Source organism: Streptomyces sp. NPDC093225 (assembly GCF_044753805.1).
GTDB lineage: Bacteria > Actinomycetota > Actinomycetes > Streptomycetales > Streptomycetaceae > Streptomyces.
In genome coordinates, this window is sequence record NZ_JBIVNX010000077.1 from 1 (window position 1) to 21999 (window position 21999).

The 21999-nt window shown below is 73.5% G+C and carries 14 protein-coding genes; 3 read left to right on the plus strand and 11 right to left on the minus strand.

Features of this window, described 5'->3' with window-relative positions:
* Positions 1–210: 210 nt before the first annotated feature.
* The 3 genes from ACIQCH_RS36185 to ACIQCH_RS36195 all read right to left on the minus strand — a co-directional run bounded on the left by ACIQCH_RS36185 (position 211) and on the right by ACIQCH_RS36195 (position 3864).
* Positions 211–2073 carry an FAD-dependent monooxygenase gene (locus tag ACIQCH_RS36185; RefSeq protein WP_402588218.1) on the minus strand — a complete coding sequence of 621 codons (1863 nt, stop codon included), beginning with the start codon at positions 2071–2073 and terminating at the stop codon, positions 211–213.
* Between the two features lie 138 nt (positions 2074–2211).
* The gene (locus ACIQCH_RS36190; RefSeq protein ID WP_402588220.1) at positions 2212–3147 is read right to left on the minus strand and encodes a hypothetical protein; all 936 of its coding nucleotides are present in this window, start codon (positions 3145–3147) and stop codon (positions 2212–2214) included.
* Between the two features lie 132 nt (positions 3148–3279).
* Positions 3280–3864, minus strand: coding sequence for a TetR/AcrR family transcriptional regulator (locus ACIQCH_RS36195; protein WP_402588222.1), 585 nt, complete (start codon positions 3862–3864; stop codon positions 3280–3282).
* A 136-nt stretch (positions 3865–4000) separates the two neighbouring features.
* On the opposite strand from ACIQCH_RS36195, the gene ACIQCH_RS36200 reads away from it, so the two are divergent.
* A complete protein-coding gene (locus ACIQCH_RS36200; protein WP_402588224.1) occupies positions 4001–5560 on the plus strand; it encodes an MFS transporter in 1560 nt (519 codons plus the stop codon).
* Between the two features lie 135 nt (positions 5561–5695).
* On the opposite strand, the gene serA is transcribed toward ACIQCH_RS36200, so the two are convergent.
* The 6 genes from serA to ACIQCH_RS36230 all read right to left on the minus strand — a co-directional run bounded on the left by serA (position 5696) and on the right by ACIQCH_RS36230 (position 15437).
* Positions 5696–7285: a phosphoglycerate dehydrogenase gene (serA, locus tag ACIQCH_RS36205; RefSeq protein ID WP_402588226.1), complete on the minus strand. Its 1590-nt coding sequence runs from the start codon at positions 7283–7285 to the stop codon at positions 5696–5698.
* A 296-nt stretch (positions 7286–7581) separates the two neighbouring features.
* Positions 7582–8583, minus strand: a complete 1002-nt coding sequence (ilvC, locus tag ACIQCH_RS36210; RefSeq protein ID WP_402588228.1) for a ketol-acid reductoisomerase — start codon at positions 8581–8583, stop codon at positions 7582–7584.
* Positions 8584–8722: 139 nt separating this feature from the next.
* A complete protein-coding gene (gene ilvN / locus ACIQCH_RS36215) occupies positions 8723–9247 on the minus strand; it encodes an acetolactate synthase small subunit (RefSeq protein WP_030205858.1) in 525 nt (174 codons plus the stop codon).
* A gap of 32 nt (positions 9248–9279) precedes the next feature.
* Positions 9280–11157: an acetolactate synthase large subunit gene (locus tag ACIQCH_RS36220; protein ID WP_402588230.1), complete on the minus strand. Its 1878-nt coding sequence runs from the start codon at positions 11155–11157 to the stop codon at positions 9280–9282.
* Between the two features lie 210 nt (positions 11158–11367).
* Positions 11368–14238 (minus strand): putative bifunctional diguanylate cyclase/phosphodiesterase, encoded by a 2871-nt coding sequence (locus ACIQCH_RS36225; protein ID WP_402588232.1) that lies wholly within the window; start codon positions 14236–14238, stop codon positions 11368–11370.
* 260 nt (positions 14239–14498) lie between these two features.
* Positions 14499–15437, minus strand: a complete 939-nt coding sequence (locus tag ACIQCH_RS36230; protein WP_402588234.1) for a 2-hydroxyacid dehydrogenase — start codon at positions 15435–15437, stop codon at positions 14499–14501.
* A 77-nt stretch (positions 15438–15514) separates the two neighbouring features.
* Between ACIQCH_RS36230 and ACIQCH_RS36235 the strand changes: the two genes are divergently transcribed.
* The gene (locus tag ACIQCH_RS36235; RefSeq protein ID WP_402588236.1) at positions 15515–16558 is read left to right on the plus strand and encodes an aldo/keto reductase; all 1044 of its coding nucleotides are present in this window, start codon (positions 15515–15517) and stop codon (positions 16556–16558) included.
* A gap of 87 nt (positions 16559–16645) precedes the next feature.
* A complete protein-coding gene (locus ACIQCH_RS36240) occupies positions 16646–17827 on the plus strand; it encodes a PQQ-dependent sugar dehydrogenase (RefSeq protein ID WP_402588238.1) in 1182 nt (393 codons plus the stop codon).
* Positions 17828–18159: 332 nt separating this feature from the next.
* Here ACIQCH_RS36240 and ACIQCH_RS36245 read toward each other — a convergent pair whose 3' ends face one another.
* Both ACIQCH_RS36245 and ACIQCH_RS36250 read right to left on the minus strand, forming a co-directional pair.
* Entirely contained in the window at positions 18160–21201 is a 3042-nt protein-coding gene (locus ACIQCH_RS36245; RefSeq protein ID WP_402588256.1) for an AAA family ATPase, read from the minus strand.
* A gap of 151 nt (positions 21202–21352) precedes the next feature.
* Positions 21353–21523 (minus strand): hypothetical protein, encoded by a 171-nt coding sequence (locus tag ACIQCH_RS36250; RefSeq protein WP_402588240.1) that lies wholly within the window; start codon positions 21521–21523, stop codon positions 21353–21355.
* Positions 21524–21999 lie beyond the last annotated feature (476 nt).

Below are 21999 nucleotides of genomic sequence, written 5' to 3' on the forward strand. Positions count from 1 at the left end.
AAGGCCAGGGCGAAGCCCCTTGCCCCTGGGGTGGGCCTGCCGCAGGGCCTGCAGGCCGCCCCTGTCAAGCGCCGAGGGGACCCACACACCACGGGACGCTCCCGCAGCTCGCGGGCGCCGCCGACCCCGCAAAAGCGCCACGACGACACCCGCGCACCATCGACACCCGCGCCCCACGACGGCACCCGCGCCCACGCCGGCACCTGCGCATCACGTGGCGTACCCAGGGCCCCGGAGCGCCGCCGCCCCCGTGATCGCGGCCAGGCTCCGGCGGAGCGGGTCGCCGTCCGCCGGGCGCTCGGGCCAGCGGGCGGCCACGTGGCCGTCGGGCCGGACGAGCAGGGCTCCGGACGGTCCGATGCCGCAGGCGTCGAGGTGCTCGCCGGGCAAGGGCTCGACGCGCAGCGGCGCGGACCCGACATCCCGTCCCGCCCAGCCCGCGGGATCGGGAGTGAGCAGGGTGAACCACTCGCCGAGGGCGTCGATCGTGGAACGGCCGCGGGTGAGCCAGAGGTGCGGCATGCGCCGGCCGGGCCCGGCGGTGGGCACGTACTCGACGGACGGACCAACAGAACCGACAGAACCGACAGGACCGACAGGACCGACAGGACCGACAGGACCGACAGGACCACCATCCACCCCCGCGTGCCGCACACCCCCCTCGCCACCCCCACCCGACAGCACCGCATCGGACCGGTAGGTGACGCCGAGCACCAGCCCGAGTTGCGCGAAGTACCGGTCCGACCAAGGGAGTTCGACCGGCTCCGCCGGAACTCCGCCGGCCCGGACCTGCGCGCGCAGCCGGTTCTGCACCTGGACCAGCTGCCGGGTGTTGGCGACCGCTTCGTCGAGGGTCCGCCGGGCGACGGGTTCCCGTTCGGTCCGGTAGGTCTCCAGCAGGCCCGGTCCGGCCCAGCCGCGGAGGACGCCGGCCAGCTTCCAGCACAGGTTGTGCACGTCGGCGATGCCGGCGTTCATGCCGAGCCCGCCGATGATGGGGACCGCGTGCGCTGCGTCGCCGGCGAGCAGGACCCGGCCGCGCCGGAACCGGTCGGCGACGAACGCGTTCATCACCCAGTGCTGGACCCGCAGGACCCGGGGAGCAGCCCCCGAAGCCGCCCCCGGACCCGCACCCGAACCGCCACCCCCACCCCCACCCCCACCCAAGGCGTCGGCGACCAGCCGGCCCCAGTCAGTGCCCTCCGTGTCCTCGGGGGTGGGACCGAACCAGGCCCAACCCCCTTCGGGGTAGAGCGGCATGAACGACCCGTGCGCCGTGAAGTACACCCCGGCCGGCTGCCGGGCGCGCCACGGGCCGAGGTCGGCGTCGAACACGACGGTGGTGATGGCCCCCAGCTCCCCCGGGCCGGTCGTACCGATGCCCAACAGCCCCCGGACGGTGGAGTTCGCGCCGTCGGCGCCCACGACGTACCGGGCCCGGACCCGCGCCTCGGCGCCGCCCTCGCGGGCGCGGAGCACGGCCGTGACGCCGTCGGTGTCCTCGGCCAGGCCGGTCAGTTCGGCCCCGAAACGCACCGGCGCCCGCGCCGCGCCGAGCAGCAGCGGTTCCAGCCGGTCCTGGGAGGTGACCACGCCCATGACCGGGCTCACGGGGACCGGGTCGTGCACGCCGGCCATCGCCGCGGTGGCGAAGTCCCGGTCGTGCAGGGTGTCGCGGAAACGGACCCGCCCGTACTCCGGCGCGAAGGCCCGGGCCGTGATCCCGGCGGCCAGCCCCAGCTGGCGGAAGATCTCCATCGAGCGCACGTTGACCAGCCTCGACCGCGGGAAGGGCGACAACTCACGGTGCTTCTCGACCACCAGCACCCGTGCGCCCCACCGCTCCAGGAGCGCCCGGGCGGTGAGCCCGACCGGGCCGCCCCCGACGACCAGTACGTCCACCTCGGCGTCGCCGTCCACCTCGGCGTCGCCGTCCACCTCGGCGTCGCCGTCCACCTCGGCGTCGCCGTCCACCTCGGCGTCGCCGTCCGCCTCGGCGTCGCCGTCCACCTCGGCGTCGCCGTCCGCCTCGCCGTCGCCGTCGCCTTCGCCTTCGCCGTCCGACCCGACCATGCCACGCTCCTCTGCCGCTCGCCCGGGACCCGCCGGGCCCACCGGCCGCCCGCCCCATCTTGCGCACGGGACGGCCGGCCGCCGGGCAGGCGCGGCGGCCCGCACTCCCCCCGGGGGGCCGGGTGCCGACCGGACGGGTCAGCGCCCCCGGATCCCCGGCATGGCGACCGGACCGCCCGTGTGCGCGTCCACCGGCGTCCGGCCCGCCAGCGGGCTGGCCAGGGTGACCTCGACCGTCTGGTGGAGCAGGACGGCCGGGCAGTTGCCGGACCGGCCGCGCCGCGCCGGCTTCACCGCGCCCTCGAGCACCACCGTGTCGATCCCCTCGAGTACGTCCACCCGCGCGCCGCCGTCGCACGCCCCGTGACCCGCGGACAGCGTGAGCACCCGCCCGTCGGCCGACACCGACACCAGCGACAGCGCCGACGCACTCGGATCGACGGGCCCTATCGGGGCTTTGGGAATCGGCGAGGGGTCGACCGCGACGCGCACGAGCGGGGTGTCGTACCCCTCCACGGTGAACTGCCAGGCCGGCACCCGGGCCGGACCGTGGCTCGTGCGCACGGCCAGCTCCCCCAGCTCCGCCCGCGTGACGACCAACGGCCCCTCCCCGCCACGGCCCGCGCCACGCCCCCCACCGGGCGCCAGGGTGCGGTACGCCTCGACGGCCGGCATCACCGGCAGCTCCAGGGTCCTGCCGTCCGCCCACCGGACCGTCCCCGGCACGGACGGGACCGTGAACGCCGGGTCGGACCGGAACACCAGCTCCTGCCGCTCGTACGCGCGCCGGTCCGCCGCACTGCGCCAGCCCCCCGCGGGGAGCCTGACGAGCGGGTCGATCGGGAAGAACCCGGCGCGCCAGGCCCGTGCGGCCAGTGAGGCGTCCCAGGCCCGGGCCACCTGCCGGATCCGCGGCGCGGTGTCGGGCCCCTCGCCCGGGTACCCCTCGCTGCTGGACGGGCCCGAGCAGCCCCCGACCAGCCCGCCCACCGCTAGCACCGCCAGCACGGCCAGCACCGCGGCGGGCCCCCGCATGCGCCGCGGCGCCGATGCCCGTAACGACGTACGTTCCACACGATCCCCCTCGCCCGACGGCCCGACGGCCGTGGCCGCAGTCCGGTACCGATGACCGGTTACCGGCCGGTCAGAACTGTGACGGGAACGTCCGCCGAGCGGTTCCGGCGCACGACGGGGGGTCCGGTGGGCTCAGCCCCGCTCGGCCGCCAACTCGACCGCGCGCCGCAGGCCCTGCGTGAGCTGTTCCGCGGTGACCGCGGCCTCGGGGGCGAACATCCGCTGGATCATCACTCCGCCGAGGAGGGCCTGGTAGAAGGCCCCGAGGGTGACGACGTCCTCCTCGGGGACGTCCTCCTCGGGCACTCCCGTGAACGTGGCCACCAGCCCCCTGCGCCCCTCCGCCTGCGAGGAGACGAGCAGCGCACGCAGCTCCGGGAGGCGGTCGTCCTGCATGGCCACCTCGAGGTTCGCCCGCCACAGCGGACGGGCCGCCTCCTCGGTGCTCAGGAAGGACTCCCACAACGACCGGAAGCGCTCCAGCGAGCCCCCCTCCCCCTCCGCCGCCCCGGCCGAGGGCATGACGGAGTCGCCCCACTCCTCCATCAACGCGAGGAACGCCTGCATCAACAGGGCGTCCTTGGAGCCGTAGTGGTAGCCGATCGAGGCGAGGTTCGCGCCCGAGGCGTTGACGATGTCGCGCGCGGTGGTGCGCACGAAGCCCTTGTCCATCAGGCACTTCTTCGCGCCTTCGAGCAGATCTTCCTTGTGTCCCATGGGTCCGAGCCTAACGCCGACCCGTACGGGCGTCACAGACGAGCGTTCCACACAGCCGTCCCACACAACCGTCCAACACAATCGTTCTATACGATCGTCATAGACAAGCGTTTATGACAGCTGTACATTGCTCTGCATGACGAACTCCGCCGCACGACGCGCCGGCCGCCGGGAGTGGACCGCCTTCACCGTCCTCCTGCTGCCCCTGCTCCTGGTCTCCATGGACGTCTCCGTCCTGTACTTCGCGGTCCCCTCCATCACCCGCGAGCTCGACCCGACCGCGACCCAGCAGCTGTGGATCTTCGACAGCTACGGATTCGCCCTGGCCGGACTGCTGATCACGATGGGCTCGCTCGGCGACCGGATCGGCCGTCGCAAGCTCCTCCTCCTGGGCGCCGGCGCCTTCGGCCTCGCCTCCGTGGCGGCCGCGTACGCCCAGAGCGCCGAGATGCTGATCGCCGCCCGCGTGCTGCTGGGCGTCGGCGGGGCCACGCTGATGCCCTCGACCATGGCCCTGGTCCGCAACCTCTTCCAGGACGACGCCCAGCGCTCGAAGGCCGTCGGCATCTGGTCCGCGGCCATGGCCGGCGGCGTGGCCCTCGGCTCGGTCTTCAGCGGCCTGCTGCTGGAGCACTTCTGGTGGGGCTCGGTCTTCCTGGTGAACGTCCCGGCGATGGTGTTGCTCCTCGTCCTCGCCCCGGTCCTCGTCCCGGAGTTCAAGGACCCCGCGCCCGGCCGCTTCGACCTGCTGAGCGTGCCGCTGTCCATGGGCGCGGTGCTGCCGGTGGTCTACGGGCTCAAGGAGCTGGCCGCCGAGGGCTTCGAGGTCCGGTACGCCGCCTGCATCGTGGCCGGCTTGGCCGTGGGCGCACTGTTCGTCCTGCGCCAGCGGCGCCGCCGGGACGCGATGATCGACCGGGCGCTGTTCCGCCACCGGGGCTTCGGTGCCGGCATCGGCCTCAACACCGTCGCCGCCTTCGGGATGATGGGCTCCGCGTACTTCAGCACCCAGTACCTGCAGTCCGTGCTCGGGATGGCTCCGCTGGAGGCGGCGCTGTGGAGCCTGGCCCCGTCCGTGGCCGTCGGCGCCACCGCCCCGATCGCCACGGCCGTCGCCCAGAAGGTGGACCGGGCGTACGTGATCGCCGCCGGCTTCGCCCTGGCCGCGGCCGGATTCGCCCTGATCGCCGGCGTCGGGACCGACTCGCTGTGGCTGATGCTGGCCGGCTGCGCGGTGCTCGCCTCGGGCATGGTCACGGTGATGGCCCTGGTCTCCGACATGGCACTGGCCACCGCCCCCGCGGAGAAGGCCGGGTCGGCCGCCTCGCTGCTGGAGACGGGCCAGGAGTTCGGCGGCGCCCTGGGGATGGCCGCCCTCGGCAGCCTCGGCACCGCGGTCTACCGCTCCGACCTGGCCGGGGTCGAGCCGGCGGCGGCCCGGGAGACCCTGGGGGGTGCGGTGGCCGCGGCCGGGCAGCTCGGCGGGCGCGCCGGCGACACCCTGCTGGCCCTGGCCCGCGAGGCCTTCGTCCACGGCATGCACTACATGGCCTTCGGTACGGCGGCCCTGCTGCTGGCCACCGCGGTCGTCACCGCCACCCTGCTGCGCGGCCGCGGCACCCCGGCCGCCACCGCCACGGACCCGGCGGCGGACCCGGCCGACGGGGCTGCCCTCCCCACCCACGCCGCCCGCTGACCCGCGCACCCGCGGCGGGTGACGGAGGCACCCAGGCACCGAGGACCCGGAAAGGGACACGGAGACACGGAGACACGGAGAAGGGCCCGGGATCCTCCGGGCCCTTCTCCGTCGTCCTGTACGCGTACGGCCGGATCAGCCGAGGTTGACCGACCGCGCCGAGGCGGCCCCGATCTCCTCCGCGATCTCCGCGAGCACGCCCGCCGGGACGGTGTCGTCCACGGTCAGCACCGCGAGCGCCTCGCCGTGCTCCTCCGCCCGCGCCACCTGCATGCCGGCGATGTTCAGCCCGGCCTCGCCGAGCACCCGGCCGACGGTGCCGACGACACCCGGACGGTCCTGGTAGCGCAGCACGACCATGTGGTCGGCCAGCGACAGGTCCACGTCGTAGCCGCCGATGCCGACGATCTTCTGCAGGTGCTTGGGGCCGGCCAGCGTGCCGGAGACGGCCACGTCCTGGCCGTCCGCCAGGGTGCCGCGCACGGTCACCACGTTGCGGTGGTCCGGCGACTCCGAGCTGGTGGTCAGGCGCACCTCGACGCCGCGCTCCTGCGCGAACAGCGGGGCGTTGACGTACGACACGGTCTCGTCGACCACGTCCTCGAAGACGCCCTTGAGCGCGGAGAGTTCGAGCACCTTGACGTCGTGCTGGGTGATCTCGCCGCAGACCTCGACGTCGAGGCGGACCGCGACCTCGCCCGCGAGGGCGGTGAAGATGCGGCCGAGCTTCTCGGCGAGCGGCAGGCCCGGGCGCACGTCCTCGGCGATGACGCCGCCCTGGACGTTCACGGCGTCCGGCACCAGCTCGCCGGCGAGCGCGAGGCGCACCGACTTGGCGACGGCGATGCCGGCCTTCTCCTGGGCCTCGTCGGTGGAGGCGCCCAGGTGCGGGGTGCACACGACCTGGTCGAGCTCGAACAGCGGGGAGTCCGTGCAGGGCTCCTTGGCGTACACGTCGAGGCCGGCGCCGGCGACGCGGCCCTCCTTGAGGGCCGAGTACAGGGCGGCCTCGTCCACGATGCCACCGCGCGCGGCGTTGACGATGCGCACGGTCGGCTTGACCTTGTGCAGCGCCTCGTCGCCGATGAGGCCGAGGGTCTCGGGGGTCTTGGGCAGGTGCACGGTGATGAAGTCGGCGACCTCGAGCAGCTCGTCGAGGGAGAGCATCTTCACGCCCATCTGGGCGGCGCGCGCGGGCTGCACGTACGGGTCGTAGGCGACGACCTTCATGCCGAACGCGGACATCCGCTGGGCGACGAGGACGCCGATGCGGCCGAGGCCCACGACGCCGAGCGTCTTCTCGCTGAGCTCGACGCCCGTGTACTTGCTGCGCTTCCACTCGCCGTTCTTCAGGGCGGTGTTGGCCTGCGGGATGTTGCGCGCGGTGGCGACCAGCAGACCGCAGGCGAGCTCGGCGGCGGTGACGATGTTGGAGGTCGGGGCGTTCACGACCATGACGCCGGCCTTGGTGGCCGCGGAGACGTCGACGTTGTCGAGGCCGACGCCGGCGCGGGCGACGACCTTGAGCTTCTTGGCGGCGGCGATGGCCTCCGCGTCGACCTTGGTGGCGGAGCGGACGAGGATCGCGTCGACGTCCACGACGGCGGGCAGCAGCTCCGCGCGGTCGGCTCCGTTGCAGTGGCGGATCTCGAAGTCGGGTCCGAGGGCCTCGACCGTGGCGGGCGACAGCTCTTCGGCGATGAGTACGACAGGTTTCGAGCTCACGTGGGTCCTCACAAGTCCAGTGCGGACGGCCGTCCCGACGGCCGCATGCGGTGGAGGGGGTAGCCGCGTGGAAGACGCACGACACTGTGGGCCTGACGCGTATGTGTTGAGCAGTGTAGTGGCGGACGGCCACTTGTTTTCCGCCTGTGCGGAAGGATCACCCGTCCGTGGTTGGACGGCGTGGACAAGCGGGGTGCGGCGGCCCGGACCGCTGGGCCGGACGGCTCCGGCCGGAGCGGGCGGCGCCCAGGGACGGCGGGGCCGGGACGCGTACGCCCCGGCCCCGCCGCTCCGGATCAGCTCTCGTCGCTGTCGACCCAGCTCATGAGCTTGCGCAGCTTCTTGCCGGTGGTCTCCAGCAGGTGCTCGGAGTCGGCGTTCTTGTACTCGTTGTACTTCTTCAGACCGCCGTGGTACTCCTCCATCCAGGTCTTGGCGAAGGTGCCGTCCTGGATCTCGGCGAGGACCTTCTTCATCTCGGCCTTGGTGGCGTCGGTGATGACGCGCGGGCCGGTGATGTAGTCGCCCCACTCGGCGGTCTCGGAGACGGACCAGCGCATCTTCTCCAGGCCGCCCTCGTACATGAGGTCGACGATGAGCTTCAGCTCGTGGAGGCACTCGAAGTACGCGATCTCCGGCTGGTAGCCGGCCTCGGTCAGGACCTCGAAGCCCGCCTTCACGAGGGCGGAGGCGCCACCGCAGAGGACGGCCTGCTCACCGAACAGGTCGGTCTCGGTCTCCTCGGTGAAGGTGGTCTTGATGACGCCGGCGCGGGTGCCGCCGATGCCGGCCGCGTACGACAGGGCCAGCTTGAAGGCCCCGCCGGTGAAGTCCTGCTCGACGGCCGCGATGCACGGAACGCCGCGGCCCTCCTCGTACTGGCGGCGGACCAGGTGGCCCGGGCCCTTCGGGGCGACGAGGGCGACGTCGACGTTGGCCGGGGGCTTGATGAAGCCGTAGCGGACGTTGAAGCCGTGGCCGAAGAAGAGCGCGTCGCCCTCCTTCAGGTTGTCCTTGATGGACTCCTCGTAGACCTGGGCCTGGATCGGGTCCGGGGTCAGGATCATGATGACGTCGGCCTCGGCCGCGGCCTCGGCCACGGAGACCACGCGCAGGCCCTGCTCCTCGGCCTTGGCCTTGGACTTGGAACCCTCCTGCAGGCCGACGCGCACGTCGACGCCGGAGTCGCGCAGCGACAGCGCGTGGGCGTGGCCCTGGCTGCCGTAGCCGATGACCGCGACCTTGCGGCCCTGGATGATGGACAGGTCGGCGTCGGACTCGTAGAACAGCTCGGCCACTGCGAAATCTCCTTGGTCTTGGTGCTTCTGCTTCCCACCGTACGGCGGGAGGCGGTGTTGCGGTTTACCGGTCTCGGTATACGGGCTCGGGGGGCCGGGCGCCCGTCAGACGGCGCCCGGCGTGGCGCCGGGCGTGGCGTCAGGCGCTGCGGTCGAGGGCGCGCAGGCTGCGGTCGGTGATGGAGCGGCCGCCGCGCCCTATGGCGATCGTGCCGGACTGGACGAGTTCCTTGATGCCGAAGGGCTCCAGCATCTTGAGCATGGCCTCCAGCTTGTCGGCGCCGCCGGTGGCCTCGATGGTGACGGCCTCCGGGGAGACGTCGACGGTCTTCGCGCGGAACAGCTGGACGATCTCGACGATCTGGGAGCGGGTCTCGTTGTCGGCGCGGACCTTCACCAGGACGAGTTCGCGCTGGATGGCGTGGGACGGCTCCAGCTCGACGATCTTGAGGACGTTGACCAGCTTGTTGAGCTGCTTGGTCACCTGCTCCAGCGGCAGGTCCTCGACGTTGACGACGATCGTGATGCGGGAGATGTCGGGGTGCTCGGTGACGCCGACCGCGAGGGAGTCGATGTTGAAGCCGCGGCGGGAGAACAGGGCGGCGATCCGGGCGAGGATGCCGGGGGTGTTCTCGACCAGGACGGAGAGCGTGTGCTTGGACATGTGAGTCGTTCTCTCTTTCGCTCTTCGCTCAGTCACTCTTCGTTGTCGCCGAAGTCCGGGCGGACGCCACGGGCGGCCATGACCTCGTCGTTGGAGGTGCCGGCGGCGACCATCGGCCAGACCATGGCGTCCTCGTGGACGATGAAGTCGACGACGACCGTACGGTCGTTGATGGCGTTGGCCTCGGCGATGACCTTGTCCAGGTCGGCCGGGTCCTCGCAGCGCAGGGCGACGCAGCCCATGGCCTCGGAGAGCTTGACGAAGTCCGGGACGCGGGTGCCCTGACGGGGCGCGGTGGACTCGCCGAGCTGGGAGCCGACGGTGGTGTGGCCGGTCTCGTCGGCGTGCAGGACGGTGTTGGAGTACCGCTGGTTGTAGAACAGGGTCTGCCACTGGCGGACCATGCCCAGCGCGCCGTTGTTGATGATCGCGACCTTGATCGGGATGTTGTTCAGCGCGCAGGTGACCAGTTCCTGATTGGTCATCTGGAAGCAGCCGTCGCCGTCGATCGCCCAGACGGTGCGCTCCGGCATGCCGACCTTGGCGCCCATCGCGGCCGGGACCGCGTAGCCCATGGTTCCGGCGCCGCCGGAGTTCAGCCAGGTGCGGGGCTCCTCGTAGTTGACGAAGTGCGAGGCCCACATCTGGTGCTGGCCGACGCCGGCCGCGAAGACGGTGCTCTTGGGCGCGAGCTCGCCGATGCGCTGGATGACCTGCTGCGGCGACAGGCTGCCGTCCTCGGGCAGGTCGTAGCCGAGCGGGTAGGTGTCGCGCCAGCGGTTGAGGTCCTTCCACCAGGCGGTGTAGTCGCCGGCGTGGCCCTCGGTGTGCTCGGCCTGGACGGCCTGGACCAGGTCGGCGATGACCTCGCGGGCGTCGCCGACGATCGGGACGTCCACGGGCTTGTTCTTGCCGATCTCCGCCGGGTCGATGTCGGCGTGGATGATCTTGGCGAACGGGGCGAAGCTGTCCAGCTTGCCGGTGACGCGGTCGTCGAAGCGGGTGCCCAGCGCGATGAGCAGGTCGGCCTTCTGCAGGGCCGTGACGGCGGTGACCGCGCCGTGCATGCCGGGCATGCCGACGTGCAGCGGGTGGGTGTCCGGGAAGGAGCCCAGGGCCATCAGGGTGGTGGTGACCGGGATGCCGGTCAGCTCGGCGAGGACCTTCAGCTCGGCGGTGGCGCCGGACTTCATGACGCCGCCGCCGACGTACAGGACCGGCCGCTTGGCCTGGACCATGAGCTTCGCGGCCTCGCGGATCTGCTTGGCGTGCGGCTTGGTGACCGGCCGGTAGCCGGGCAGGTCCTGGGCGGGCGGCCAGCTGAACGTGGTCCGGGACTGGAGGGCGTCCTTGGCGATGTCGACCAGGACCGGGCCGGGGCGGCCGGTGGCGGCGATGTGGAACGCCTCGGCGATCGTCTTCGGGATGTCCTCGGCCTTGGTGACCAGGAAGTTGTGCTTGGTGATCGGCATGGTGATGCCGACGATGTCCGCCTCCTGGAAGGCGTCGGTGCCGATCGCCTTGGAGGAGACCTGGCCGGTGATCGCGACCAGCGGGACGGAGTCCATGTGGGCGTCGGCGATCGGGGTGACGAGGTTGGTGGCGCCGGGGCCGGAGGTGGCCATGCAGACGCCGACCTTGCCGGTGGCCTGGGCGTAGCCGGTGGCGGCGTGGCCGGCGCCCTGCTCGTGCCGGACCAGGATGTGGCGGACCTTCTTCGAGTCCATCATCGGGTCGTACGCCGGGAGGATCGCGCCGCCCGGGATGCCGAAGACGGTGTCGCACCCCACCTCTTCGAGAGAACGGATGAGGGACTGCGCACCCGTGACGTGCTCGATCGCAGCGGTCTGCTGTCCGCCGGTACGGGCCCGCGGCTGCGGATGGTGGGCCCCGGAGGCCTGCTCGGTCATCGGCAATCTCTTCTCGAAGCTGAGGGTTTTTGCGTGGGTTTGGGTTTTGCCAGTGCAACAAAAAACCCCTCGTGCCTAAGGGCAAGCGAGGGGAGCGCGTCGGGTGCGTTGAGCGGGGTCATGAACTGCCCAGCTTCAGCCGACGCGCTTTCCAAGTACGAGAATTCGGGTGCGCATGGCACTGACCCTCCCTCCGGCGGGAGGGGGATGTCAAGTAGGTGGGATGGACGTCTCACTATTTGAGCCCCTACGGAGTCCCCGCGGGACGCCTAGGGACCTGCCCGCCAGTGCGGGAAGGGCGGCCCCGCCGGGTACTGGAAACGTACCGCGCACGAGGGAGCGGCGCAGCCGGTATTCGTCCAAGGGGCCGGAGAAGGCCATGCCCAGACCGTGGGTGCAGCCCATGGCGCGCAGCGCCAGGACCTGCTCGGGCAGGTCCACGCCCTCGGCCACGGACTCCATGCCCAAATCATTTGCAATACGCAACAAACCTGCGGTGATCTTGTGCAGCCTGGCCGATTCCACCACGCCCTCGACCAGCCCCCGGTCGAGCTTCAGCACGTCGACCGGGAGCCGGCGCAGCGCGCCGATGGCCGCGTACCCGCTCCCGAAGCCGTCGAGGGCGATCCGTACGCCGAGCCGGCGCAGCCCGGCCAGGCGCCGCTCCAGCTCGTCGAAGGCCACCCTGGGGTCGCTGTCGGCCAGCTCGATCACCAGCGCCCCCGAGGGCAGTCCGTGCCGGGTCAGGAGGGCCTCCACGGTGCCGGTGGGCAGGGAGCGGTCCAGCAGCCGGTGGGCCGAGATCCGTACGGTCACGGGGGTGCCGTGGCCCGCGCGGTGCCGCTCGGCGGCCTGCTCGACGGCCTCCTCCAGCAGCCAGCGCCCCAGCTCGGCGGTCCGGCCGGACTCGGGGCCGCCGTGCCGGTCGGCCGACTCGGCCACCCGGAGGAACTCGGCGGGGGTGAAGAGGAACCCCTGGGCGGAGCGCCACCGGGCCTGGGCGGCCACCGCGGTGACGGTCCCGGTGGCCAGCGAGACCACGGGCTGGTGCAGCAGGACGAACTCGCCGTCGTGCAGGGCGGTGCGCAGGCGGCCGGCGACCTCGGCCCTGCGGACCACCTCGGCCTCCATCTGCGGCGCGTACAGCTCCACGCGGTCCTTGCCGCCCGCCTTGGCCCGGTACATGGCGAGGTCCGCGTTGCGCATGAGGTCCGAGGGGCTGATGCCGGGGTCGGCGAAGGCGACGCCGATGCTGGCGGCGACCCGGACCTCGCTGCCGGCGATCCGGTAGGGCTGGGAGAGGGTGGCGCGCAGCCGCTCGGCGATCTCGTGCACCTGGTACTCGCGGGCGCTGCGGTCGCGGCTGCCGTCGCCCAGGATGAGGGCGGCGAACTCGTCCCCGCCGAGCCGGGCGGCGGTGTCCCCGGCGCGGACGGACTCGTGGAGCCGGCGGGCGGCCTCGATCAGCAGTTCGTCGCCGGCCTGGTGGCCGATGCTGTCGTTGACCGCCTTGAAGCCGTCGAGGTCGATGAAGAGCACGGCACTGGAGTGGTCGCCGGCGCGGCGGCCGGTCAGCGCCTGGCGGACCCGGCGGGTGAACAGCGCCCGGTTGGGGAGGTCGGTGAGCGGGTCGTGCTCCGCGCTGTGCTGGAGCTGGGCCTGGAGGCGGACCCGCTCGGTGACGTCCCGGCTGTTGAGGATAAGCCCGCCCTGGTGGCGGTTGACGGTGGACTCCACGTTCAGCCACTCGCCGCTGCCGGACTTGAAGCGGCATTCGATGCGGGTGGTGGGCTCCTCGGCGGGCGGGGCGGCGAGGAAGCGGCGGACCTCGTGGACGACGCGCCCGAGATCGTCCGGGTGGATCAGGGCGGACAGCTCGGAGCCGACGAGCTCCTCGGCCTCGCGTCCGTAGACCCCGGCGGCGGCCGGGCTGACGTACCGCAGTATCCCGGTGGGCGCGGCGATCATGATGACGTCGCTGGAGCCCTGGACCAGGGAGCGGAAGTGGTTCTCCTTCTGGGCCAGTTCCTGGGTGAGGGCGATGTTGTCGAGGAGCATGATGCCCTGGCGCACGACGAGGGCGAGGACCACGGTGCAGCCGGTGAAGACGACGACCCGGTCCACCCGGCGGCCGTCGACGACGTTGTAGAGGATGCCGAGCGTGCACACCGCGGCGGCGAGGTAGGGCGTCAGGGCGGGCAGCGAGCCGGTGATGGGGCGGCTGTGCGGGCGGGGGCCGCGCGGGGGGCCGCCGTCGTCCCCGTGCACCAGCAGCCGCCGGGCGCCCCAGGGGGCGTACGCGAGCAGCAGGGAGCCGGCGAACCAGCCGGCGTCGAGCAGTTCGCCGGAGCGGTATCTGGCGTGCAGCAGCGGCGAGGTGAACAGCGCGTCGCTGAGAACGGTCAGGGCGAGGGCGGCGATGGCCGTGTTCACGGCGGAGCGGTTGGCGGACGAGCGCCGGAAGTGCAGGACGAGGACCATCGAGACGAGCGCGATGTCCAGCAGCGGGTACGCGAGCGACAGGGCGGCCCGCGGTACGCTGCCGGCCCCTTCGGAGGTGGCGCTCTGGGCGGTGTGGGCGAGGGCGAGGCTCCACGACAGGGTGAGCAGCGAGCCGCCGATGAGCCAGGAGTCGAGGGCGAGGCAGACCCACCCGGCGCGGGTGACGGGGCGCTTGGCGAGGACGAGCAGGCCGACGATCGCGGGGGGCGCGAAGCAGAGGAAGCAGAAGTCGGCGACGGAGGGGCTGGGCACCTCGCGCTCCAGGACCACCTCGTACCAGCCCCAGACCGCGTTGCCGCAGGCGGCCATCAGGGAGGAGAAGGCGAAGAGGAGCCAGGCGGGCCGCTCCCTGCTGGGGTTGGAGCGCGCGTAGTTGTAGCAGGAGACCGCGGCGAGCAGGGCGGCGGCACTGAGGCCGAAGTCGCCCATGACGAGCGCGAGTTCCTCGGACCCCCAGCCGAGGGCGGCGCCGACGGCGTACCCCCCGCAGATCACGGCGAGGAGGAGTTGGGCGGCCAGGCCCCGCCCGCCGCCGGCCACCGGCGGGGGCTGGGCGAGGAGGGCCCCGGGGGCACTCACCGGGGCCCCAGCACCGGCATGGCCGGTTTCCGTGTGCGCGGATCGTTCGTCCATTGGCCGTGCATCGCCCGTCGCCCCCCAAAGTGTCCGATCACTCCCCAGCGCCGTACATTCGCGGCGCAGCCCCTTGGTCCGGACGATACACCAGTTTCGTCACTCAGGGACATAGCACCTATACGCTGTGTTACTACTGTCGGAGTTGTGGACACCCTGTGCACTCGAACCGCTCCGGAGCGTGCAGAATCGGGCTCATTCGGTGATCATTCGGTGACCAGTACGACGTTCTCCAAGGCCTCTCCGGCGACGAAGCGGGTGAGCTGAGCGGCCAGCAGCCGCTTGGCCCGTGGCTTGAAAGCGGAGGTGCTGCCCCCTACATGAGGCGTGATCAGGACATGGGGAGCGTGCCACAGCGGGTGCCCGGCGGGCAGCGGTTCCGGGTCGGTGACGTCGAGCGCCGCGCGCAGCCGGCCCGACTCCACCTCGGCGAGCAGGGCCTTGGTGTCGACGACCGGGCCGCGGGCGACGTTGACGAGCAGCGCCCCGTCCTTCATGCGCCCGAGGAACCCGGCCCCGGCCAGCCCCTTGGTGTCGGGCGTGAGCGGCGTCGACAGGATCACCACGTCCGCGCGCGGCAACAGCACCGGCAGGTCGGCGAGGGCGTGCACGGGCCCCCGCGCCGCGGTGCGGGCGGTACGGGCGACCCGGACGACCTCCGCGCACTCGAAGGGGGCCAGCCGGTCCTCGATGGCGGCGCCGATCGAGCCGTACCCCACGATCAGTACGGACTTGTCGGCGAGCGCGGGGTAGAAGCCGGCCCGCCACTCCCCCCGGTCCTGGCCCCGCACGAACCCGGGCAGGTCCCGCAGCGAGGCCAGGACCAGCGCCAGGGTCAGCTCGGCGGTGCTGGCCTCGTGGACGCCGCGCGCGTTGCACAGCCGTACCCCGGACCCCAGGTCGGGCAGACCGGGCTCGACGTGGTCTATCCCCGCGGACAGGGTCTGCACGACCCGGACGGAGGACATGGCGGGCAGCGGCCGGCAGGCGACCTCGGCGCCCTTCATGTACGGCACCACGTAGAAGGCGCAGTCGGCCGGGTCGGCCGGGTACTCCGGCCCGCCGTCCCAGAAGCGGTACACCGGGCCCTCGGGCAGGCCCGGGACCTCCTCGGGACGGAACGGCAGCCACACGTCAGTAGTCATGACCAGGAGGCTATGCGAACCGGCCACATGATCAGCGGATAGCTTTGGGTGGCGGTCACGGGGAGGGGTACGAGCAGGTGGAGCGCAGGACGTTGGGGGCGGCGGCGCTGGAGGCGGGTGCCATCGGCCTCGGGTGCATGCCGATGAGCTGGGGCTACTCGGCATCGCGCCGGCACGGGGAGGGTTCGCTGCGCACGGTGCACGCGGCGCTCGACGAGGGGGCGAACCTGCTGGACACCGCCGACATGTACGGGCCGTTCACGAACGAGCTGCTGCTGGGGCGGGTCCTCAAGGAGCGGCGCGCCGAGGCGTTCGTGTCGACCAAGTGCGGTCTCCAGGTGGGCGACCAGCACATCGTGGTCAACGGACGGCCCGAGTACGTGCGCCGGGCCTGCGACGCGTCGCTGCGCCGGCTGCAGAGCGACGTCATCGACCTGTACCAGCTGCACCGGGCCGACCCGGACGTGCCGGTGGAGGAGACCTGGGGCGCGCTGGCCGGGCTGGTGTCCGCGGGGAAGGTGCGGGCACTGGGCTTCTGCGCGGTGGACGCGCGGCCGCGGGAGACCCCGCGGGGCGCCGGGCGCGCCGGACGGGGTCCGGGGCGGCGCGCGGCGGGTGCGGCCCGCTACGAAGAGACGATTCGCCAACTGGAGCGGGTCCAGCAGGTGTTCCCGGTCGGCGCGGTGCAGGCGGAGCTGTCCGTGTGGGCTCCCGAGGCGCTGGAGACGCTGCTGCCGTGGTGCGCGGCGCGCGGGGTGGGCCTGCTGGCGGCGCGGCCGCTGGGCAGCGGGTTCCTGACCGGGACGCTGACGCCGGGGCAGGGCTTCGAGCGCGAGGACGTACGGGCCCGGCACCCGCGGTTCACGGCGGAGGCGATGGCCGCGAACCAGCCGCTGGTGGCGGGGCTGCGGCGGGTGGCCCGGCGGCACGGGCCGGAGGTGACCGCCGCGCAGGTGGCGCTGGCCTGGGTGCTGGCGCAGGGGCCGCACGTGGTTCCCGTACCGGGGGCGAAGCAGGCGCGGTGGGCGGTGGAGAACGCCCGGGCGGCGCGGGTGCTGCTGACGGCGGCGGACCTGGTGGAGATCGCGGGGCTGCCGGGGCCGGTGGGATCGTGGGACTGAGAGGTTCGCCGAGGTGGTCGGGGGTGCTCCGGAGTGGTCCGGGTGTTCGAGGTGTACGGGCGGCGGCACGGGGGAAGTGAGCGAGCCATGCGCAGAGGAGTGCGGGGCGTTCTGAGGGCGGGGGCGCCGGCCGTGTGCGCGGCCCTCCTCGCGGCGGGCTGTACGGGCACGGGAAGCGGGGGCACCGGAGTCGCGACCCCGCCGGGGCGGTCCGCGACGGCCGTGCCGTCCCCGCCGAAGCCTTCCGCGTCCGCCACCGCCCCCGCGGTGGCCGCCAAGGGCTCGGTGACGGTGGGCCGGACCGTGGCCACCGAGCTGAAGACCCCCTGGGGGGTGGCCCCGCTGCCCGGCGGCGACCTGCTGGTGGGCTCGCGGGACGACGGCACGATCACGCGGGTCGACGGACGCAGCGGCCGGCTCACCCCCGTAGGGGAGGTCTCCGGGGTCGAACCCGGCGGCGAGGGCGGCCTGTTGGGCCTGGCGCTCTCCCCCGACTTCGCCACGGACCACCTGGTGTACGCGTACTTCACCACCGCGTCGGACAACCGCATCGCCCGCCTGATCTACGACGAGCGGCGCCCTCCCGGCCAGCAGCTCGGCGCCCCCGACACGATCCTCAGGGGCATCCCGAAGGGACTGATCCACAACGGCGGGCGGATCGCGTTCGGCCCCGACCGGATGCTGTACGCCGGCACCGGTGAGACCGGCAACGGGGACCTGGCCCAGGACAAGACGTCCCTGGGCGGCAAGATCCTGCGGATGACCCCGGACGGCGAGCCGGTCCACGGCAACCCCGAGGCGGACTCGGTGGTGTACTCGTACGGGCACCGCAACGTGCAGGGCCTGGCCTGGGACGCCGAGCACCGGCTCTGGGCGGCGGAGTTCGGGCAGAACCGGTACGACGAACTGAACCTGGTCGAGCCCGGGCAGAACTACGGCTGGCCGGTCGTCGAGGGCCGGGCCGGCCGCCCGGGGTACCGCGACCCGGTGGCCCAGTGGACCACCGAGGAGGCCTCCCCCAGCGGCATCGCCTACGCGCAGGGAGCGATCTGGATGGCCGGGCTGCGGGGCCAGCGGCTCTGGCGCATCCCGCTCGACGGCGCCCGCGCGGCCGCCGCGCCCCAGGCCTTCCTGGAACGCCGGCTCGGCCGCCTGCGCACGGTCCTCGCCACCGGCCCGGACGAGCTGCTGCTCAGCACGAGCAACACCGACGGGCGCGGATCGCCGCGGCCGGGCGACGACCGGATCGTGGCACTGACGGTGCGCTGACGGACCTCGCGAAGCCTCGGTGGGTCGCGGCGCGGTGTGCGGCGCGGCGTGCGGGGTGGTTGCGGAGTGGTTGCGGGTGGGCTCGCTTCGATGGGTCGCCCCGCGGTGTGTGGGTCCCCTCGGTGCTTGACGGGGCAGGGCCTGCAGGCCCTGCGGCAGGCCCACCTCTGGGCTTCGGGGCTTCGCCCTGGCCTGCGGCCACCCAGACCCGGGCCTGCCTCCGGACCAGCCTGCCCTACCCCGTCAAGCACCTCCCCCACACACCACGGGGCGACCCGACGGGGCTGCGTGCCGGATCCGGCCGCCACCGCGCCCCGACGCCGCAGGCTCCCTCAGACGGCCTCGGGGGTGAACAGCCGCAGCCGGTGGGCGAGGGCTGCGGCCTCGCCGCGGCCGGCCACGCCCAGCTTGGCCAGGATGTTCGAAACGTGCACGCTCGCCGTCTTCGGCGAGATGAACAGTTCCTCCGCGATCTGCCGGTTGGTGCGCCCGGCCGCGACCAGCCGCAGCACGTCCCGCTCGCGGCTGGTCAGCCCCAGCGCCTCCGCCGGGTCCTCGTCCGGATCCGCGTCGGCCCGTACGACCTGCGGGTCCTCGGCTCCGGTGAGCGGCAGCCGGGCCCGGCGGGCGAGCAGCTCCAGCTCCTCGCGCAGCCGCCGGCAGCCCAGTCGCCCGGCGGTGTCCAGCGCGTCGCGCAGCAGCGCGGCCGCCACGTCCCGGTCACCGCCGGCCGCCAGCAGGGCCTCGGCGAGCCGGTGGCGCACCCTGGCCAGCAGGAACGGGCGGCTCAGCGGCCGGACGGCGGCCTCGACCTCCGCCCAGTCGGAGAGCGCGTCGCGGCCCTCGGCGCGCAGCAGTTCGGCCCGTACGTAGGCGGCGTGCGCGGCCCACAGGGGCACGGGCGTGGCGAGGGCCCTGGCCTGCGCGCGGATCGCGTCGAGGGCGGCGGCCCGGCCGGCGTCGGCGGCGGGCAGTCCGCGCGCGTCGGCCTCACCGGTGGCGGCGGCCAGCAGCATCGGCCAGGCGTAGCGGTGGTTGCCGGGCGGGATGCCCTGGGCGATCGACTCCGCCAGGGTGGCCCGTACCTCCTGGATCCGGCCCTCGGCCGCCGCGATGCCGATGGCCATCCGGTCCAGCGGGATGCGGTGCTGGGGTTGGCTGTCGTGGGTGCCGAAGTGGCCGCGGGCGGCGGTGAGCTGGGCGGCGGCCTCGCCGAGTGCGCCGCGGGCCAGGGCCAGGTGGGAGAGCTGGAGCGCGCCGGCGCCGCGCGGCTTGCCGGTCTGGGCCACCTCGAGCGCGCGCCGGGCGTGGTAGGCGCACTCCTCCCAACGTCCGAGGCTGTAGAGGGAGTCGGCCTTGTTGCCGCACACCCAGGCCTCGCTGTCGAGGAGCCGGTAGCGGCGGACCAGGGCGATGCCCTCGTCGGCCAGGGCCACGGCGTCCTCGGAGCGGCCGTTGTTCTCCAGCTGGGAGGAGAGGTTGATGTGGGCCCGGCCGAGGATGGCGGCCAGGCCGAGGGCCACCGCCCGGTCCTTGACCTCCTCCATGACGGCGAGGCCCCCGTCGATGTCGCCGGCGTCGGACATCAGGCTGCCCAGGGTGAGCCGGGCGTTGAGCTCGACGTCCTCGGCGCCGACCAGCCGGGCCACCTCGACGGCCCGTTCGGCGGTGGCGAGGTTGTCCGGGCCGGGGTCGTGCAGCATGCCCCAGGACGCGGCGTGCGTGAGCACCTCGGCGTGCACCTGGGACGGCGGCAGGCCGCGCACCAGCTCCTGGGCGGTGCCGAGTTCGGCCCAGCCGTCACCGCGGCCCAGGCTGGACATCAGCCGCGAGCGCTCGGTCCAGAACCAGGCGGCGCGCAGCGGGTCGTGGTCGTCCTCCAGGGTGCGCAGGGCCGTCTTGGTGAGCTTCAGGGCGCGTTCGCGCTCGCCGCCGTACCGGGCCGCGACGGTGGCCTCGGCCATCAGGTCCAGCCACTGGAGCGGGGCGGTGGCCGGGTCGCAGCCGCAGGGCGGGTAGACGTCGGTGTAGTCGGCGGGGCGCAGGCCGTCGCGGACCTCGCGGGGGGTGTCCTCCCACAGGTCGACGGCCCGTTCCAGGAGCCGCAGCTGCTCGGCGTAGGCGTACCGGCGGCGGGCCGCGACGGAGGCTTCCAGGGCGGCGGGCAGGGCCTTGGCCGGGTCGTGGGCGGCGTACCAGTAGCTGGCCAGGCGGATCACCCGCTCCTCGGCGCGCACCAGGGTGTCGTCGGCCTCCAGCGCCTCGGCGTAGCGGCGGTTGACGCGCGAGCGCTCGCCCGGCAGCAGGTCGTCGCCGACGGCCTCGCGGACGAGGGAGTGCCGGAACCGGTAGCCGTCCCCCTCGGGAGTGGCGAGCAGGACGTTGGCGGTGACGGCGGCGCGCAGGGCTTCGAGCAGTTCGTCCTCGGAGAGTCCGGCGACGGCGGCGAGCAGCGGGTACTCGACGGTCGAACCGCCCTCGGCGACCAGCCGGACCACCCGCTGGGCGGTCTCCGGGAGCACCTCGACCCGGACCAGGAGGAGGTCGCGCAGGGATTCGGTGAGGCCGGGCGGGCAGCTGCCGCCGCCACCGCAGGCGGCGAGCTCCTCGACGAAGAAGGCGTTGCCGTCGGAGCGGGCGAAGACGTCGTCGACGAAGCGCTCGTCGGGCTCGGAGGCCAGGATGCCGGCGAGCTGGCGGCGTACCTCGGCGCGGGTGAAGCGGGCCAGTTCCAGGCGGCGTACGGTGCGCAGCCGGTCGAGCTCGGCGAGCAGCGGCCGCAGCGGGTGGCGGCGGTGGACGTCGTCGGCGCGGTAGGTGGCGACGACGGCGAGGCGGCCGCGGGCCAGGGTGCGGAAGAGGTACGCGAGCAGGTGGCGGGTGGAGGCGTCGGCCCAGTGCAGGTCCTCCAGGACGAGCACGACGGTGCGGTCGGCGGCCAGCCGCTCCAGCAGGCGGGCGGTGAGCTCGAAGAGGCGGGCGGTGCTCTCCTCGTCGTGCGGGCCGCGGGAGGTCTCGCCCAACTCGGGCAGGATGCGGGCGAGTTCGGACTCCTGGCCGCCGGCCGCGGCGGCGAGCTGCTCGGGGAGGCGGCGGTGCAGGGAGCGCAGCGCGGTGGAGAAGGGGGCGAAGGGCAGGCCCTCCGCGCCGATCTCCACGCAGCCACCGACGGCCACCACGGCGCCCTGCCGGGTGGCCTCGGCTATGAACTCCTCGGTGAGGCGGGTCTTGCCGACCCCGGCCTCGCCGCCGATGAGCAGGGCCTGCGGTTCGTGCGCGGCCGCGCGGTCGAGTGCGTCGGTGAGGACGGCCAGTTCGTCGGCTCGGCCGACGAACACCGGGCTGACGGATCTGGTTTCCACGTCGCCGAGCATCGCACAGAGATCGACTGCGGCGGCAGTGGGTTTCACCGGGCTTCTCACGGAACTCCCGCCTCCGGGACGAGGGGTGGCGGGCCCGCCTCAGGGGTGTCGGGGCGGGACCGCACGTGCGGGTCGGACGGGGGGAGCGTGGGTCCGGCCGCGGTTACGCGGCGCGGGTGAAGCGGTCGCGGGCGGCGCGCCGGTCGGTGCCCTCGCTGCGGCCTTCGGCGGCCGCGCGGGCCGCGGCCTTCTGGGCCTGGCGTACGCGGCGGTAGGCCTCGGCCTGGCGGATGAGCTCGGCGTTGCGCATGGTGGCGATCTCGTACTCGAACATCTTCGTCTTCTCCTCTGACTGGCCCGCCCCGTTGGGCGGGCACTCGCCGTGTTGCGGTCACTTCGTTTCGATGTGCCTCAAGCTTCGCGTGCCAGGGGGTGCCGCCACATCGGGCGACTTCCGCATCTGCGCGGGACAGGGGGCCTTAGACGGAGCCCTGCGCCGCGGTCCGGCCCTGAGGCCCGGCCCCCGGTCTAAGGCGGGGCGGGGCGTCGGGTAAGGCGGGGCGGGCGCCTGCCGCCCCGGCGGGGCCGGGGCGGGGTGCCGGGGCAAGGTGCCGGGGCGAGGGCGCCGGGCGGGCGGCATCCCGGGGCCGGGGCCCGGCGTGCGGGGGCAGTGCGGGAGGAGCAGGGTGGAGGTATCCCACCCCAACCGACCGGAGGTAGCCGTGGTTGCGACGCCGGACCGAGACCGCACTGGCGACAGGGGGCCCCGAGCGGCCCCGAGGGCCGCCGCTCTGGCGCTGGCCGTCTGCG